Origin of the sequence: Streptomyces sp. H27-H5, from assembly GCF_026627505.1 — a bacterium.
Taxonomy (GTDB): domain Bacteria; phylum Actinomycetota; class Actinomycetes; order Streptomycetales; family Streptomycetaceae; genus Streptomyces.
The window spans coordinates 24,106-39,148 of sequence record NZ_JAPNLK010000077.1 but is presented as its reverse complement, the minus strand read 5'-3'; the positions used below and the strand labels follow the sequence as shown (position 1 = coordinate 39,148).

The following is a 15,043-nucleotide window of genomic DNA, read 5'->3' as shown; positions in this document are numbered from 1 at the left end:
GCCAAGATGGACGACTACATGATCAAACGGAACGAGACCGCCCGCCCCTTCAAGTGGACCTACGCCGCCAGCCCCCTCCAGGAAGCCTGAACCCCCCTCCACGAACTTTCGCGGAGCAGCACTAGCCCCGGCAACCGCATCGGCCCACCGCCCCCGGCCGATCCGGTGTCCCGCACGCCCCCCACCCATCCCCCCCACCCTCGTTAACGGCGTTAACGCCGTTAACGCCGAGCCCCCCGCTCCCACGCCGGCGCGGGCCCGAACACGGCCGACGACATCGCGCCCGTGCCCCCTCGCCGCCGTCGAGGGCAACGGGCCCCTCGCCGTCCTGGACGGCACTGGCCACGCCCACACCGCCGGCGGTCAGGTCCTCGACCACCCCACCGCCGACCTCCCCTCCCTCATCTCCTGGGCCCTCGGCCCCGACGCCGATCTGCGCTCGCCCCGCCTCCACCGCAACGGCAAGGACGGCGACCCCCTCCTCGTCCTGACCCCGGCCGCCACCGAAGCCCTCGGTCTGACCCTCGTCCTCGACGACCGCCGGGCCCTGCGCCTCCCGGACAACGGGGCGAGGACACCGTCGATCTCCCGGCCCCCGAGCTACCGCGCTGCTCACCACCTACGCCACGCGCGTCCTCACCCCCCGCGGCTCCACCGCCGTCACGGGCCTGGAGCTCATGACGGCCCTGCGCCCGCCCACCCGGGCGGCCCGCAACCCCGTCACCAACGTCTGGGAGTCCGCACCCGTGCCGGGTTCCCTCACCGGCCCCGTCGACCCGGCACCCCCGGAAGCCCCCGACCGGCCCCGCCTCGTACGCGACGCCGACCCTGGCCTACGCCCGTGAACTCGGCCACCCCGTCCACGCCACCGAGGCTTGGCTGCGTCCCGACAACGGCCCGGACCTCGACGCCTGGTACGGCCGCCTCAGGGACGCGTACGTCGCCGCGATGGCGGACCCGGTGTCACCTCGGACTCGCCGAACCCGAGTTCCCCGCAGGCACGGATGCGGTTCCTGGTGAGAGCGGCCAAGTCCACGAAGGTCGCCGCCCAACTCCTCGGCGTCTCTCCCCGCACCGTCGAGCGCTACGTCAAGGGCCAGATCAGGACCCCGCGCCCCGAACTCGCCTCCCGGCTCGAAGCGGAGGTACGCAGACGCTGGCAGCCCCTAGCCCCTGGTCCGCAAGCGTGCCCGTAACAAGGCGGCCCGCACCACCGGCCTGGTCATCGAGACCCGCGCCCGCTTCGGCTTCACCGCGGCACCCGGCACCACCGACGACGGCCGCATGCGCCGCATCACCCAGCACCATCCCCCGGAGTACGCCTCGCGTCTCTTCGCGGCCCAGGACTCCGGAGCCTCCGAGGCCCAACTCCGTGCCATCGCCGCGGAAGGGCTCCAGGAGGTCTACTTCAAGGACAACGGCGCCCGCGCCACGAGCCTCCTGGTCGAGTCCACCGACATCGACCACGTCGATTTCGCCTTCCAGGCGAACCGCCCGGCAGGGTCCGAAGGGACTGAAGGGACTGAATTTCGCCATTGGCCTCAGCGTGTTTCAGCCAACCACGTCCTGAACGAGACACGGACGTGGTTTCGGGAAAGCTCAGGTCAGAGCCGTTCCACGCCGGCAGGTGAGACCCGTTTCCCGCCAGGGGAGACGGACCGGAGGGACCGAAGTCAGGCGACGGTGGGTGCGGACAGCCCCCGCTGCGAGCGTTCGGTCTTCCTTCCCACCTGCCTGGGCTCGATCGTGCGCGGGTCGACGGCCTCGCCCGGAGCGCCTTCCCGGTAGAGACCCTCGGGCTCGGCGTCCCGGTCGTGCGGCAGGAGGTAGAACACACGCCGCTTCTGCAGGCCGCTGTCCGGGTCGGCCTCCGCCGTCTCGCCGAGTTCGGTGAAACCGATCATGCGTCCGTCGCGGTGATAGCGCGGCTTTCCCCGGCGGCGGGGAGTCTTGTCCAGGGCCTGTCGGACGTAGTCGAGCTCTTCAGGGTCCTCCAGCCACACCACTTTGACCTCGTGGGCGAGATCGCTGGCTGTCAGTAGCGAGCTCATGGCCTGAGTCCTTCCTCGTTCACGTCGGCCCTCCGGGCCCCTGGTCTCTCCGCGCCGCTCGCGGCGCCGATGCCGATATGCGACAGGACCCCGAGGGTCTCCGTCGGTGGGTGGGTGTGTTCATCGTCCTTGTCCATCGTAGGGGTGCCCGTCCCGAGGCGGCGGCACACGTCGGCCAGTCACGTCGTGCTTGCCCTGATCGCGTCACGCGGAACCTGCTCCTCGTCGGCCAGGAGGGCGAGCCCCGGGTAGAACTTCTGACCGTTCGAACGGAGCATCTCGTTGGGCGAGGCGACGCCCGCCTCGGCTCGAATGCGTGTGGCGAACGCCCGTGTGGTGGCGGGGCGCAGCCCCTCCCCATCAAGGCACCAGGCACTGTAGGCGCGGTAGAGGGCTCCCTGTTCGACCTTGAGGTCACGGGGTTCGGCGAGATGCGCACCGGTGGTGCAGCACTCCGCGAGGAACCGCCCGATGTGGTCCTCGGTCGTGGCGTACGCCTGGGTGGCCGCGCGCACGACGTTGGGGCCGGTCAGGGGCGGTTTGCCGGCGAGGTAGGCCTTGGCGCCCTGGATCATCCAGTGGAGGATCCCCGGTCCCTCCTCCTGCACGAGCGCCTCCGCCAGGTTGTCGATCTTCCGGTGGTCGGGAACGACCTTCTCGAACGGGATCAGCCGGATCCTGCGCCAGAACGCGTGGCCTCCGGTGCCCACCTCCGGGCGGTGGTTGCCCAGGAGCCACAGCTTGTGGGTCGGCTCGAAGCTGAAGAAGTCCTGCCGCATGCGTCGGGCCTTGAGGCGATCCCCACCGGTGAGGAGTTTGACACGCGCCTCGTCGAATTTGTCGTGCGGCTTGAGTTCGCTGCACACGAACAGGCGTCGCCCGTGGAGTTCGGTCAGCTCGGTGGAGTGCTCGTTGAACTTGCCGCGTTCCATGAGGAAGCCGGGCGGCGCCACGTCCGCGTAGTCGCCGAGGATCTTGATGACGACGTCGAGCAGGGCCGACTTTCCGTTCGCGCCGACGCCGTAGAGGAAGGGCAGCACCTGCCCGCCGACGTCACCGGTGATGGAGTAACCGAGCAGGAGATGAAGGAAGTTGATCATCTCCTTGCCCTTGTCGTCGTCGCCGAAGGTCTGCTGGAGGAAGGCGTGGAACCGGGGCGTGGGCATGGCCTCGGGCGCCAGGTGGGTGGCGCGGGAGTGCAGGTCTCGGGTCGGGTTGGGCTTGTGCAGGTCGCCGGTACGGAGGTCCACGACGCCGGCCGGCGTGCACAGCGCGTACTTGTCGCCGTCCAGGGTGTCCGGGTCCAGGGCGAGCTCGGGCGAGGCCTTGGCCTGCGTGAGCATGGCCTTCACACCCGAGGTCGACATGGTGCGCCTGCGGTGCTGGGCCAGTTCCCGATCCGTGAACACGCCGCGGGGGTCGTGCGCGGGCAGGTCCTCCGCCATGTCCCCGGCGGCCCAGATCGCGGCCTTCTCACCGCCGGTGCGCTTCCACCGGTACTCGTCCCAGACGTACCAGCCCAGGCCTTCCACGTGCCGGAACCGGTTGTGGTGGAGGTAGGCGAAGAGTTTGGCGTTGCCGCGGTCGGTCAGGTTGTGCAGGAGACCCGCTTGGATGAAGTCGGCGCCCGCGCCGGGCGCTCCACTCTGCTGAGCGGGCAGGCGTCGGCCCGGCGGGGCGGTGTCCGTGGTGAACGCGGCGAGCTGTTCCGCCGCTGCCTGGGCGTTGAACCCCGTGCTTCCAGCGCTGCTCATGGACGTCCCTTGGGGTGGATCGGTCGCTCGCTTCCGGCGCGCAGCCCTGTTTCGACGATGAGTGCGATGCGGCGTGACTGGTGGGGTCGGGCGTGTTCCGCGGCTTCGAGGAGCGCGCGTCGGGCCTCTGCCTCGGTGACGTGCCCCGCGGCCGCCAGTCCCCCGGCGGTGAAGGCGGCACGGTTGAGTTTCTCGCTGAACGCCGTTCCCTCGTGGCTCGCTCCACAGGAGCGGACCTCGTCGAGGAGGGAGGCCAGCACGCGCTGTCCGTCCCGTCGGTGACCGCGGGGAGCCGGGGCCTGCGTCCGTCGCACGGGATGGGGCTCCGCCTGAGCGGGTGAGGCCTCCACGCAGTGGCCGGTACGGACGAGTTCGGCGGTGAGCCACATGGGCAGGACCGCCGGCACGCGGGCTCCGGGCATCGGTTCGTAGACACCGGCGGTGGTGCGCGTCGAGGGGGCCACGATGTAGCCGCCGACGGCGCGGACGTCGACCTGCCAGGCGAGCGCCACGCGGGAGCTCGACCCGCTGGAGCAGCGGAAACGGGGGCCGCCCTGGGCTGCCCGGTACCAGATGTGCATTCCTCCGGAGGGCGTGCGGACGCGCAACGTCGACGTGTCCTCACAGGGGTTGGGCGCGGACCGGTACGCGGCCAGGAGCGCCAGGGTGTCGTATCCGCTCTCCAGTCCGGTCAGGTCGACACGGTCGTCGATGGGGATGCCCGGCAGCAGGCGCTGTCGGTCCGGGACCGTCGCCCCGTGCGCGTCGACGTCGACGACGACGAGCCCCGCGGGTCCACAGGAGACTCCGATGCCGGGTTCCGGGTCGGTCCCCCACCACCGGCGCACCCTGTCGGGGTCCGTGGTCGCCGCGTGGAAGCCGTGGCACCAGCCTCCCCGGGAGCGGCAGGGGCAGTCCTGGGGCGCGTGCCGGGCCGTTCGGCAGTCGGAGCAGTTCGGTGCAGGCGTCTTGGTCCCCGGGGCCAGAGGATGCACCGGGAAGCCTCTCAGGGCCATCCAGAGAGCCACGTCCAGGGCTGTCCCGCCGCGCACGTCTTGCGGCGGGTTCTCGGAATGGACGGGCACTGGCTCTTCCTTGACGCGATGTGAGGAACGGTTGCTGCTGTCCCCGTACCTGTCCCTGAAGCGCGCTCTCACCTGCAGCTCAGGGACCAGAGGGACTGAAGATTTACTATCGCGGAGGTTACCCCAGAGTCTGGGGAGACTCAGGTTGATTTTGCCGCAGTATTGATATTTCAGTCCCTTCAGTCCCTCAGTACCTGGAGGTTCGGGGAGGTTCGTCCGGATTTCGCGGCGAGTTGAACCCGCGTGACTCCCGGGCGGGTCGGAGCCGACCACCAACGGCGCATCCTCCCGACCCTTCCCCTCCTCAAGCCGGACTCCACTGGTCCCTCCCCCCGCCTCACCTGAAACCCCCCGCCCCACCTGAAGCGAGCGGAGCACACCACGTGCCGGCCGCCGGCCGGACGCCTTGGGCATCGGGACTGAAGGGACTGGACTCCGGTTCAGTCCCTTCCCGTTCAGTCCCTGGAGAAAAGCGCAGGTCAGAAGGGTGGGGACCTAGAGAGAGGGACTGAAGGGACTCAAAGTTGTCACTTCCACTTCTCATGCGTGTGTGTGTATGCGCGGACGTAAGCAAGAAGGGGTCATAGGCCTGGGTAGCTCATAACTGGGAAATAGAGTCCCTTCAGTCCCTGAACAGCGGCGGAAGGGCCGCTGACCAGCAGGTTTGTGTAGTGACTGAAGGGACAGGGACCGAAGCGATTCCCAGGAGGCTCAGCCCCTCGGAGGGGAGGGGGTACCGAGGGAGGGGGTCAAGCAGGAACTCCTCCCCCTGCCATCTCCCCCTCCGCAGGGACTACATGAGCCCTACGGGCCCCGGACGGCCCCTGGAGGCACCTGGCTTGCCCTCCCGACCCTTGCGCGGCCCCCGCGGCCCCCTCCGACTCCCAGGCGCTTCAGGGGGCGCAGAGCCCGCTCGCAGGTCTGGCCCGGTGGGCAGGGTGGATGCGCGCCGGCGATCCCACCCAGGCGATCCAGGGACCTGGAGGGAGGCCTCTCGACGCTGCGAGCAGGGGTGGCAGCGCAGTCGGCCGGATCGCGACCACCGCCCGGGACGGGAACTCGAAGCGGGCTGACGCCACAGCCTCGGAGTTGTTCCTGCTCGACGCACTCCTGGGCGAAGCAGCAGGAGTACGTCGAGCAGGAACAGGGCGCGGAGCAGGGCCAGGGACCCGGGAAAGGACTCTGGCCCAGCCCCGATCCGTTCAGTCCCTCACGAGAGCGGCCTCCATAGCGGCAGGTCAGAGCGTTGCACGCCGGAGCGTTCAGGGTCCGGAGGGACTGAAGGGACTGGAATGTTGAATTCCGTTCATCATCGAGGGCACGCGTCCGGAGTCGGCAGGATTCGAAGCCGCGGTGGGGCCGACGATGGAAGCCGCCGAGGGCAGAGCCTGCCAGGCTTGGACTCGACCACGACGGTCGCATGCGCCGTGATGGCCGCATGGGGCGCGCCACCCAGCCGGCATCAAGCACGCCACTGACCTGGTGTTATACCGATAGCAATGCTGATACTCATCCTGATGTAGAGGGTGATGCAAAGCCTGATGAGAGTCCCTAACCAAGTCTGTATAGCAGGCCTGATAGTGAGTGCTACCGATAGCCCTACCGAAACGACGACCCACCGATACACCGATCCGCTGATACACCGACCTGCCGTCCGACTCGCATCGCGTACGACCCGGCGACCATGCGTGCGCACGTACGGACGCTTGCACGTAGGGACCACCCCACCACTGACAGTTCGTCTCACCGGTCGACGGTCCGTACACCCGACCCACCTTCCTTGCGGTCTCGCGTACGCACGCCGAAGCGTCCGTCCTGAAGTGCGTACCAACTCACGCACTCGCGATCCAACGAAGCTCCGACCCCTGCACGTTCCGTACTGTCGACACGCCCTTGTCGCGTACGTCCCACCGACCGGCCGTGCGCGACTCCCCCGGTCCGAACGCACGAGACGACCCACTGCTCAACGTCTTGAGATGAGAGCGGTCCTCAGTACGCACGCTCGATGGGCAGTCCGCTTGTAGGAGCCCTCGGTCGGTGGCTCGCGCGTCCGTTCCTGCCTACGCCTCACCCTCGCCGGCACTCATCGGTCGGAGGTCCTTGCGGCGAACCCTGCCGACTTGTCCGCCTCCGCGAGAACGACTCACAGACCCCACCTCGGACCCACTCCACGCGATCGCGCCCGAGGTGCCGACCGATCGACTCCCGGCCGGGTCGTTTCCTCTCCCCGCCGGGCGCCCCGGCGGTAGCCCTGCCGGGGTACCCGGGCAACACCCCTGACCGCCCATCACCCCTCGAACAGTCACTCCAGACACGCCACGCCGTTGCGGTGCGTTGCGTGCGAATCCTGTTATCGTCTCCTCAGCCAATGACTTCCCTGACAGAGACCTCGTTCATCACAGAGCCGGCGCAACCGGTCAGCTCGAAGAGGCTGCATCGGAACGTCACGCACCGCACGAACTGTCGAGGAGAGCTGGTTCCGTGGAGAAGATCGCCGTAGCAAGCCAGAAGGGCGGGCCGGGCAAGACCACCACCACGGTGAACCTCGCCGCAGGTCTCGCTCTCACCGGTGCACGAGTCGTCGTCCTCGACATCGAGCCGCAGGCCCAGGCCGGGCAGGCCCTCGGTGTCCGCCTCAGCAAGTCCCAGATCGGCCTCTCGCTGGGGCTCAAGCTTCAGATGGCGGCCCAGGGCGTGCCCGCCGGCGTACGGGACATCCTCATCGACCGCAGCGAGCTGCTCCACAAGTTCAAGGGCGCGGGGCAGTTGTTCCTGCTGGCCTCCGAACAGCACACCATGGCGAACGCCCAGCACATCCTGCACGCCGCCGGGAACGAGAAGGTCCAGGTCCTCCGCGAGCTTCTGGCCGAGATCGAGGACGACTTCGACTACGCGGTCTTCGACACGCCCCCGGCCGTCGAAGCGCTCAACGGCGTCGCCCTGGCCGCGAGCGACTACGCCCTCACGCTGTGCCTGCCCAAGCACGCCACCGTCGAAGGTGCGGTGGCCATGCGGTCGACCATTCGCCACGTGAAGGACCGGACCAACGCCGACCCCAAGTTCCTCGGCGCCGTCCTCAACATGGCGAAGCCGCCGTCGGACTGGTCCCAAGAGGAGATGGAAGTCCGGGACCTCATGATCGACACGAACCTGTACCCGTTCGTCACGGACATCCGCGAGGACACCAGGATCTCCCGCAGCTACGCCATAGGGCTTCCTTCCGTTCTGGGCTTCGCCAACCACGCCCCGGGCAAGCGCTACGCCAGCTTCCTCCAGGAGGTCCTGGACCGGATGGACACTCCCGACACCGAATGGGAGGTCGCTCCGCGGGTGGAGCAGCAGCTGAACGGTGCCGCGAGGGAGAGCGTTCGTGTCTGATGGTCAGACGAGGCCGACCGGGGGAGCGGCCAAGAAGAAGCAGGACCAGAAGGACGCCGGCGCCTTCGGTGCCGTGCGCAGGCGGCGTCCTCCGGCCCCTCAGGCCAATCTCGCCGCCACTCTTCTCCAGCAGGCGGAAGAGGTCGCGGATGCCGGCTTCATGGGCAACGCCTCCGCCCTGGCGTCCCCTTCCCCGGTGACGGCGGTCCTTGCGCCCAAGGCACCCGTGACCGCACCTCCTGCCGCAGTACCGACACCGGAACCGGCCCCCCGACCCGAACCGACGGTGCCGGGAGCGGGTGACCTTCCGTCCCTGCACCACGTGGTCACCGCCCCGCCGCAGGAGTCCGAAGCGGGGGAGCCGTCCGCGGCCGCGCCGGCCACCCCCGGCCCGGCCGCGGACGAGGCGGGACATGACGAGCCCGAAGCGGCCGTGGCGGTGCCCGAGCAGAAGGCGGCGGCGTCGACCCCGCCTTCTGCGCCCCCGGCGCAGAAGCCTCGCAAGGCGACTCGGACAACGGGACAGCTCGAACCGACGCATCAGGCGATCCACGCGTCCTTCGCGGACTCCCGGACGAACTCGCGCGACTGGACCTCCCACGGCGCCAACCTGATCCCCGAGGTCTGGGACGCTCTGCGCAGCAGGATCGCCAACGACCGCCGCTCCTCGGGGAACGCCGAACTCGCGGCCGGCCACTACATGGACGTCGTGTACCGGCAGGCGCCCATGGACGCTCAGGAACTCGTCGTTCTGTACAAGAAGCTCTCCGACCAGCGCCTGGGCTACCTGGGCAGCGGCAAGAAGTCGACGTTCAGGCTGGGCCCGGAGGCGAAGGCACATGCCTCTGAGATCAAGGCACTCCTGGACGAGGCCGACTACGCGCGCAAGGGCCTGTACGTGGTCTCCGCGCTCGTGATCCTGCATCTCCAGACGCTGGAGGTCGAGGGGCCCCTGCGCAAGCCCGAACTGCCGCCCCTCTTCTAGCGGCCCGGCTTCGCATTCACCACCCGCACATCCGAACGGGGGTGCAGACCGCATCATGCGGTCTGCACCCCCGTTGCTCGTTTCCCTGCCAGGGTGACGGCCTGGAACAGGGTTTCCGGCAACCCTGTGGGGCGACACGCCGACACCGGAGCACCAATTTTCACGAGTTTCGAGCGCCTCCAGGCGTCCCCGGTCCTGCGGTTTCCCGCTCAGGGCGCTCCGGCTGATCGAGGTACGGCCTTCCCGGTTTGGCCTGTACGGCCCTTCACGCCCTCGGCGGGGACCCCGGACGCCGCCGAAAAGCCCCGCACCGCGCCCTCCTATGCAGGCTGTGAACTGGACTTATACCGATGACTGTCCTGATAGTCCTACCGATGACCGTACCGATACACGGGTCGTCGACAGGACCGATATGAGGGTGGGTTCTTATACCGACCGGCTCACGAAGGGACCACCTCACCAAGACATTGCCTGATGTCCCTGACAGGGAGTTCCATGCCTCGACTCCGCTAGGCTGACGGTCGACACAACCTTCGCCCTGGGACCACAGGAGAACCTGCTCATGCCAAGTGCCGTTCTCAGCGCCAACGCCGTCGCGGTAGCCGCGGGAGTCAGCAAGAACTGGGTCTACCGCGCCATCGACATAGGAGTGCTGAGCGAGCCTTGCTTCGCCGCGGACGCGGTCGTCCTGCGCGTGTACCGGGTCCTGTCCCAGTTCGCGTGGCCCGACAAGCCCAAGCAGCGTTCGGTCAAGCAGAAGCCGGACACCTGGCTCCTCGCAGCGCTCAACGCCGTACGCGACGCGGCCTCGGACGAGAAGACGACTCCGGAGACCACCCTCTACGTCCTCGGCACCGCCGTACACATCGCCAACACGCGGATCGAGCGTGCCCTCTTGGAGGCCTCCGGCCCCGAGGGCACGGAACCGTCCGCCCTGGACGCCCAGGTGGCCATCCGACTCCCGATCGGCCGCTGGATCGACGAACTGCCTTCCGTGCTGGCCAAGACGCCCCGGCACGCCCCCAGGCGCGGAGTGCCGCCGCGTCAACCGGCCGCCTCGTAGCCCGGAGGCCGCGCCGGCTCCTCACCACCCTCCGGCTCGCAGCCTGACCATCTCGCCGCGAGCCGCACCGAGTTCACCGACGCTCCCACCCCTCGAACGGAACCTCACCAGGAACACCACTCACCTCTGACCGCGCCCACCGCACCGGCGGCACCTCCTCGTGCCGGTCGGCCGGTTTCGTGCTGCCAAAACCCCCTCCTCACTCCCGGAGCCAGTCATCGCCACCACTCCAGGGGTCGGTCTCGTGCTGCCTTCTGACGAGATGGAGCCCACCCGCACCGCAGGATCCGCCTCGAAGACCGCAGCCGAGGCCGGCCCGCGCCGCTCCCGCATCTCACGCCGGGCTCAAGGCGGCGAAATCGCCTCCCCGTCCGAGCAGGCGGCCCGCCGGGGCCGCGTGCGCGTGCCGTGGCGCGTCGTCTCGTCGTCGGCGTATCCCGATGTGGCCCTGTCGGTCTACGTCAAGACAGCCGCCCTGGGGTGGCGGCCCGAGGGCTGCACGGCGGGCGTCTCCGTACTCGCCCGCTACCTGAGCATGAGCGCCTCGGCCGTGGAACGGGGGATCCGGGCCTTGACCCGCCCCGATCCCCTCGACGGCGTCGTCGAGTTGCACTCCCGACGGCGCACCAAGCCCGGAGGGTTGGGCACCACGGCGGAACGCCGGCTCCGCGTCATGCCCCGACAGGAAGCGTTCGTGTGGGTGCCCGTGATCGCGGCGGAACTCCTGGAACCACGCCAGTTGAGGGCGTGGGCGGCGTTGGCCTACGCACAGGCCCGGAACCTGAAGGTCTCCGAAGCGCAGTTGGGTCAGATCCTCGTCCACCATTCCGGCAGGAAGGCGCGCCAGCCCATCGGCGCCGCCGCCGCGTCCACGGTGGTGGACGCGCTCGAATCCCTCGGTTGGCTCAAGGTCCACCGGCGGGAGGGCCTTCAGGGCAGGCACATCTACGAAGCCCTGGAACAGCCCGCCCTCCCCTTCGGGCCGACGGAGGCGGAGATCGGTCAACCAGTGCGAGGAGAAACGGTAGTTGAGTGTTCCTCTGCTGGTGACGGTTCGGGTCCACCGGCCGGTGACGGATCCCTCGCGACTAAGGAAGATCCGCAGATTGACGGACTCGTGAACGAGGGTGGGTTGACCTCATCCGCCGTAGGCGAGGCTCAGGTGGTTACGCGCGTGGCCCTCGACGAGCGAACGACTCCGAAATCCGCGTCCGCTGCCACTCCCGCAGGTCGCCTCGCGCTCCGCGCGGATGAGTCCCCTGTCCCTCCCAAGCCCCAAGGCGACAGCCAGCGAGGTTCTTACACGGGGCCCGATCTGACGTTCAGCCCCCGGCTGGCCTGGATCATGGAACCGGTCGCGTGGCTGGTCCAGCGGGCACGGACGTACGTCCAACGGACCTTCGCCCGCCAACTGGGTGCGCAACTCTCCGAAGGCGTGGAACCGGAGCGACTGCGGTCCCGCCTGGAAGCGCGGTTCGCCCGGACCTCCCCGTCGGACCTGCGCAGCATCGAGGGCTGGCTCCTCAAGGTGGCCGCTGTCCGATGGGGCTGCCACGACCCCCGTTGCGAAGAGGGCATTCGCTGGCACTCGGGCGAAGAGTGCACCGAATGCCTGGCCATCCGCCTGGAGCAGAGGGCCCTGCGGGAACGACAGGGGCACCTGGACGCGGGGGAGTGCCCCGACTGCACGACACCGCTGACCGAGACCGGCCGCTGCCGGACCTGCGCGCCCACCCCCGCCGGCCGGTCCGTACCCGCCGACGGCCCGACGACCGCATCGACCCGAACCCCGGATCCGGGCCCTACGCACCCGGGCGGTGCATCCCTTGCGGGCCGATGCGCGGACTGCGGTTCGTGGGAGGACACCGAGACCTCCGACGGGCGATGCGGAGCCTGCGCGGTGCAGCACGCGGTACACCAGGCGGAGGCCGCCGCGATGGATGCCGCAGGAGCCGGCCTCACCGGTGCGCGCAAACTTCCCGCCGCTCTCCGTGCCTGTACGGACGTCCGCCGTCAGGTGACCTCGGCCCGGGAAGCCGCCGTAGCGGCGGGCCTTGACCAGGGCGCCCGGAACGCCGCCGTGATCGCGGCCGCGGAGGAGGCGGCCCGGTGCTGGACGATGCGCCGTGTCCCCGCGGCCGGTTGACCGGGAGGAAGCCGATCACACTTCGGCCGCTACCGTGCCGGGGCGAGGACGGGATCGATCCACACTCCACGGCCCAGCTGGTCCGCCCAGGAGCAGCCGTCGATTCCGAGGCTGACGCGGTAGGCGCCGCTCACGTCCAGGGTCACGGTCGCCACCGAGTCCCCGGGGCCCATGACCAGCTCCTTCTTCCGGGCGCCTTCCACGTCGACGTACAAGGTGATGGTGCGGCCGGAGGGGGTGTCGTCACTGACGCCGACACGCGTGGTCAACGTCGTGTACCGGCGGTCCAGCTGCCAGGTGTGCTTACCGCACAGGCCGCTCAACGCGGTGGGGTACGAACGGGTGTCCACCTTCTGTCCCCCCTTGCCGAATTCGCCGTCCACCTCGACGGGCATCAGGTCATGGACGAGCGAGGACGGTCCTTTGGCGGCCGGGGAGGGAGACGGCACCCCACTGCCGGTCGACCCGGGGGCAGGGGCGGGCTCGGCCCCGCCCGGGGGAGCAGTGACGGTGACGGTCGCGGTGACTGTCGGGGTCACGTTTCTGGCCGTCGGCGAGTTCACGAAGGTGGGAAGGCCGAAGAAGCCGAGTACGAGGCCGAAGACGGCGGTGATCGCCGACACGAGGGCCGCCAACTCCCCCAACCTCCTTGGCGGTGTGGGCGACGCGGAGGCACCTTCGGAGTCCGCAGGATCGGGAAGGGGGCGGGAACCCGGCGGCGGCCCGACGGGCGCAGGAGGGTCTACCGGCTCAGGTGGTACGGCTACACTCACTGACTTCTCCCGCATCCCGGCTGCATCGCCGTCATTGCCTCGGGTATGGCGTGTTCACGCGCGTACGACGGTATTCAACGAGATCGCACGGCCTGCCACCAGAGGGGATCCGGCGATGAGTTCCGGGCGGTGGTGGAGTCCTTCATGGCAGACACTGGGTTCGACGAAGGGAAGCCATGGTGGCAAGCGTCTGGGCAATGGTGCATGCCGAGCGGACGGCCCTGATCGAGGACCTGGAGCGCCTCGATCAAGAGCAGTGGCGGGAACAGTCGCTCTGCGAGGGCTGGACCGTGCACGACGTGGTCGCCCATCTGGTCGACACGGCCCGCACGACGCGCCTCGGCTTCGTGACCGGCCTGGTCCGGGCACGCTTCGACTTCGACCGACAGAACGCCCGCGGCGTGGAACGTGCACGTGGGGCCGGCCCGTCCGAGACCCTGCAACGACTCCGGGACGCGGCACCGAGGACGTCCACCCCGCCTGCTCCTCTGGACAGCCGCCTCGTCGAGGAGATCGTCCACGGCGAGGACATCCGCCGGCCTCTCGGAATCACACGCCTCTATCCGCAGGAGGCCGTCGTCAGGGCCATCAGGTTGCAGACGCGCACCCCGGCGTCGTTCGGTGGGGCCAAGGAGTTGGTGACCCGCGTCCGCCTCACCGCAACGGACGTCGACCTGGCGATCGGTGCCGGACCGGACGTCGAGGGCCCCGCGTTGCCCCTCCTGCTGGCGGTGGCGGGCCGTCGGGCGGCCGTGGACGACCTGTCATCGAGCCGTTCCTCTCCCGGGGCCGGGTGGACCTGGTCAACGACTTCGGCAAGCCCTTCGGAGTGCACGTGACGCTCGACGTCCTCGGCCTGGACAAGAAGGACTGGGAGCGGATCGCCGCCTGGCACGGCGGGGTCGCCGAGTTCATCACCAGCGTCGCTCTCACCGACGAGCGCCGTCGGCACTGCCTGGACTGCGCGGAGCAGCTGGAGGCCTACCTCGTCCCCGTCATCGAACAGCGACGCCGCCACCCCGGCGACGACCTGATATCGAGGCTGTGCACCGCCGAGTTCGACGGCATCGCCATGAGCAACCGCGACGTCACCGCACTGATCATCAACGTCCTGGTCGCCGCCACCGAGCCCGCCGACAAGACCCTCGCCCTGCTGTTCAAGCACCTGGTCGACCACCCCGAACAGATGGCTCAGGTCCGCCGGGACCCGGACCTGCTGACCGCCGCGATCGCCGAGACCCTGCGCTGCACCCCACCGGTCCAACTCATCCCGCGCCAGGCCGAGAAGGACATCGTGGTCGCCGGCACCACGGTCCCGGCCGGAGCGGTCGTCTTCTGCATGATCGGCGCGGCCAACCGGGACCCTGACGCCTTCACCGCCCCGGACACCTTCGACATCCACCGCCCGGACCTCGGCACCGCCCGCTCCTTCACCGCGGCCGCCCAGCACCTGGCCTTCGGTACCGGGCTCCACCAGTGCGTCGGCGCGGCCTTCGCCCGCGCCGAGATCGAGACCGTCGCCGCGATGCTCCTGCCGCTGTTCGACCAGGTCCGGCACACTCCCGGCTCCCGCTACCAGGAGACCGGCCTGTACACCCGAGGTCCCGCCTCCCTGTTGCTGGACTTCACGCCCGTCACGCCTGCCATGCCTGTGGCGCCTGTGAGGCGCGACGTGGGCCGCGACTGACCCCGTACGTACGTTCGTCCTGCTCCGATGCGGACGCACCGTCCCCCGGCCGGACACATGCGACGCGGTCTCGGACGGTCGGCGAACGGGCAGCCGGGTGGACGCGTGCGGACAGGACTGG

Annotated in this window: 11 protein-coding genes and 1 pseudogene; 8 read left to right on the top strand and 4 right to left on the bottom strand. The window is 69.4% G+C overall.

Annotated elements, in window-relative coordinates:
* Positions 1-677 precede the first annotated feature (677 nt).
* Positions 678-845, top strand: coding sequence for a hypothetical protein (locus tag OTB19_RS30790; protein WP_267801928.1), 168 nt, complete (start codon positions 678-680; stop codon positions 843-845).
* Between the two features lie 66 nt (positions 846-911).
* A pseudogene (tpg, locus tag OTB19_RS30785) lies at positions 912-1,476 on the top strand (telomere-protecting terminal protein Tpg); the annotation flags it as partial.
* A 197-nt stretch (positions 1,477-1,673) separates the two neighbouring features.
* Here tpg and OTB19_RS30780 read toward each other — a convergent pair.
* From OTB19_RS30780 to OTB19_RS30770, 3 genes are all read right to left on the bottom strand, one after another.
* The gene (locus tag OTB19_RS30780) at positions 1,674-2,051 is read right to left on the bottom strand and encodes a DUF6009 family protein (protein WP_267801927.1); all 378 of its coding nucleotides are present in this window, start codon (positions 2,049-2,051) and stop codon (positions 1,674-1,676) included.
* Positions 2,052-2,230: 179 nt separating this feature from the next.
* Positions 2,231-3,805, bottom strand: coding sequence for a DNA primase family protein (locus OTB19_RS30775; protein ID WP_267801926.1), 1,575 nt, complete (start codon positions 3,803-3,805; stop codon positions 2,231-2,233).
* Complete coding sequence (locus OTB19_RS30770; RefSeq protein ID WP_267801930.1) at positions 3,802-4,833, bottom strand: bifunctional DNA primase/polymerase; 1,032 nt, start codon at positions 4,831-4,833, stop codon at positions 3,802-3,804. The genes OTB19_RS30775 and OTB19_RS30770 overlap by 4 nt, the downstream gene beginning before the upstream one ends.
* A 2,538-nt stretch (positions 4,834-7,371) precedes the next feature.
* On the opposite strand from OTB19_RS30770, the gene OTB19_RS30765 reads away from it, so the two are divergent.
* The 4 genes from OTB19_RS30765 to OTB19_RS30750 all read left to right on the top strand — a co-directional run bounded on the left by OTB19_RS30765 (position 7,372) and on the right by OTB19_RS30750 (position 12,462).
* Entirely contained in the window at positions 7,372-8,268 is an 897-nt protein-coding gene (locus tag OTB19_RS30765) for a ParA family protein (protein ID WP_267801925.1), read from the top strand.
* Positions 8,261-9,253, top strand: a complete 993-nt coding sequence (locus OTB19_RS30760) for a hypothetical protein (protein WP_267801924.1) — start codon at positions 8,261-8,263, stop codon at positions 9,251-9,253. Before OTB19_RS30765 ends, OTB19_RS30760 begins: the two co-directional genes overlap by 8 nt.
* Positions 9,254-9,815: 562 nt before the next feature.
* Positions 9,816-10,316, top strand: a complete 501-nt coding sequence (locus tag OTB19_RS30755; protein WP_267801923.1) for a hypothetical protein — start codon at positions 9,816-9,818, stop codon at positions 10,314-10,316.
* Between the two features lie 244 nt (positions 10,317-10,560).
* Entirely contained in the window at positions 10,561-12,462 is a 1,902-nt protein-coding gene (locus OTB19_RS30750) for a hypothetical protein (protein WP_267801922.1), read from the top strand.
* A 29-nt stretch (positions 12,463-12,491) separates the two neighbouring features.
* Here the strand turns inward: OTB19_RS30750 and OTB19_RS30745 are convergent, their stop codons facing one another.
* Positions 12,492-13,097 carry an NPCBM/NEW2 domain-containing protein gene (locus tag OTB19_RS30745; protein WP_267801921.1) on the bottom strand — a complete coding sequence of 202 codons (606 nt, stop codon included), beginning with the start codon at positions 13,095-13,097 and terminating at the stop codon, positions 12,492-12,494.
* Between the two features lie 335 nt (positions 13,098-13,432).
* Here OTB19_RS30745 and OTB19_RS30740 point away from each other — a divergent pair, with 335 nt between their 5' ends.
* Together OTB19_RS30740 and OTB19_RS30735 are read left to right on the top strand one after the other, a co-directional pair.
* The gene (locus OTB19_RS30740) at positions 13,433-14,074 is read left to right on the top strand and encodes a maleylpyruvate isomerase family mycothiol-dependent enzyme (RefSeq protein ID WP_267801920.1); all 642 of its coding nucleotides are present in this window, start codon (positions 13,433-13,435) and stop codon (positions 14,072-14,074) included.
* Positions 14,029-14,922, top strand: a complete 894-nt coding sequence (locus tag OTB19_RS30735) for a cytochrome P450 (RefSeq protein ID WP_267801918.1) — start codon at positions 14,029-14,031, stop codon at positions 14,920-14,922. The genes OTB19_RS30740 and OTB19_RS30735 overlap by 46 nt, the downstream gene beginning before the upstream one ends.
* Positions 14,923-15,043: the final 121 nt, after the last annotated feature.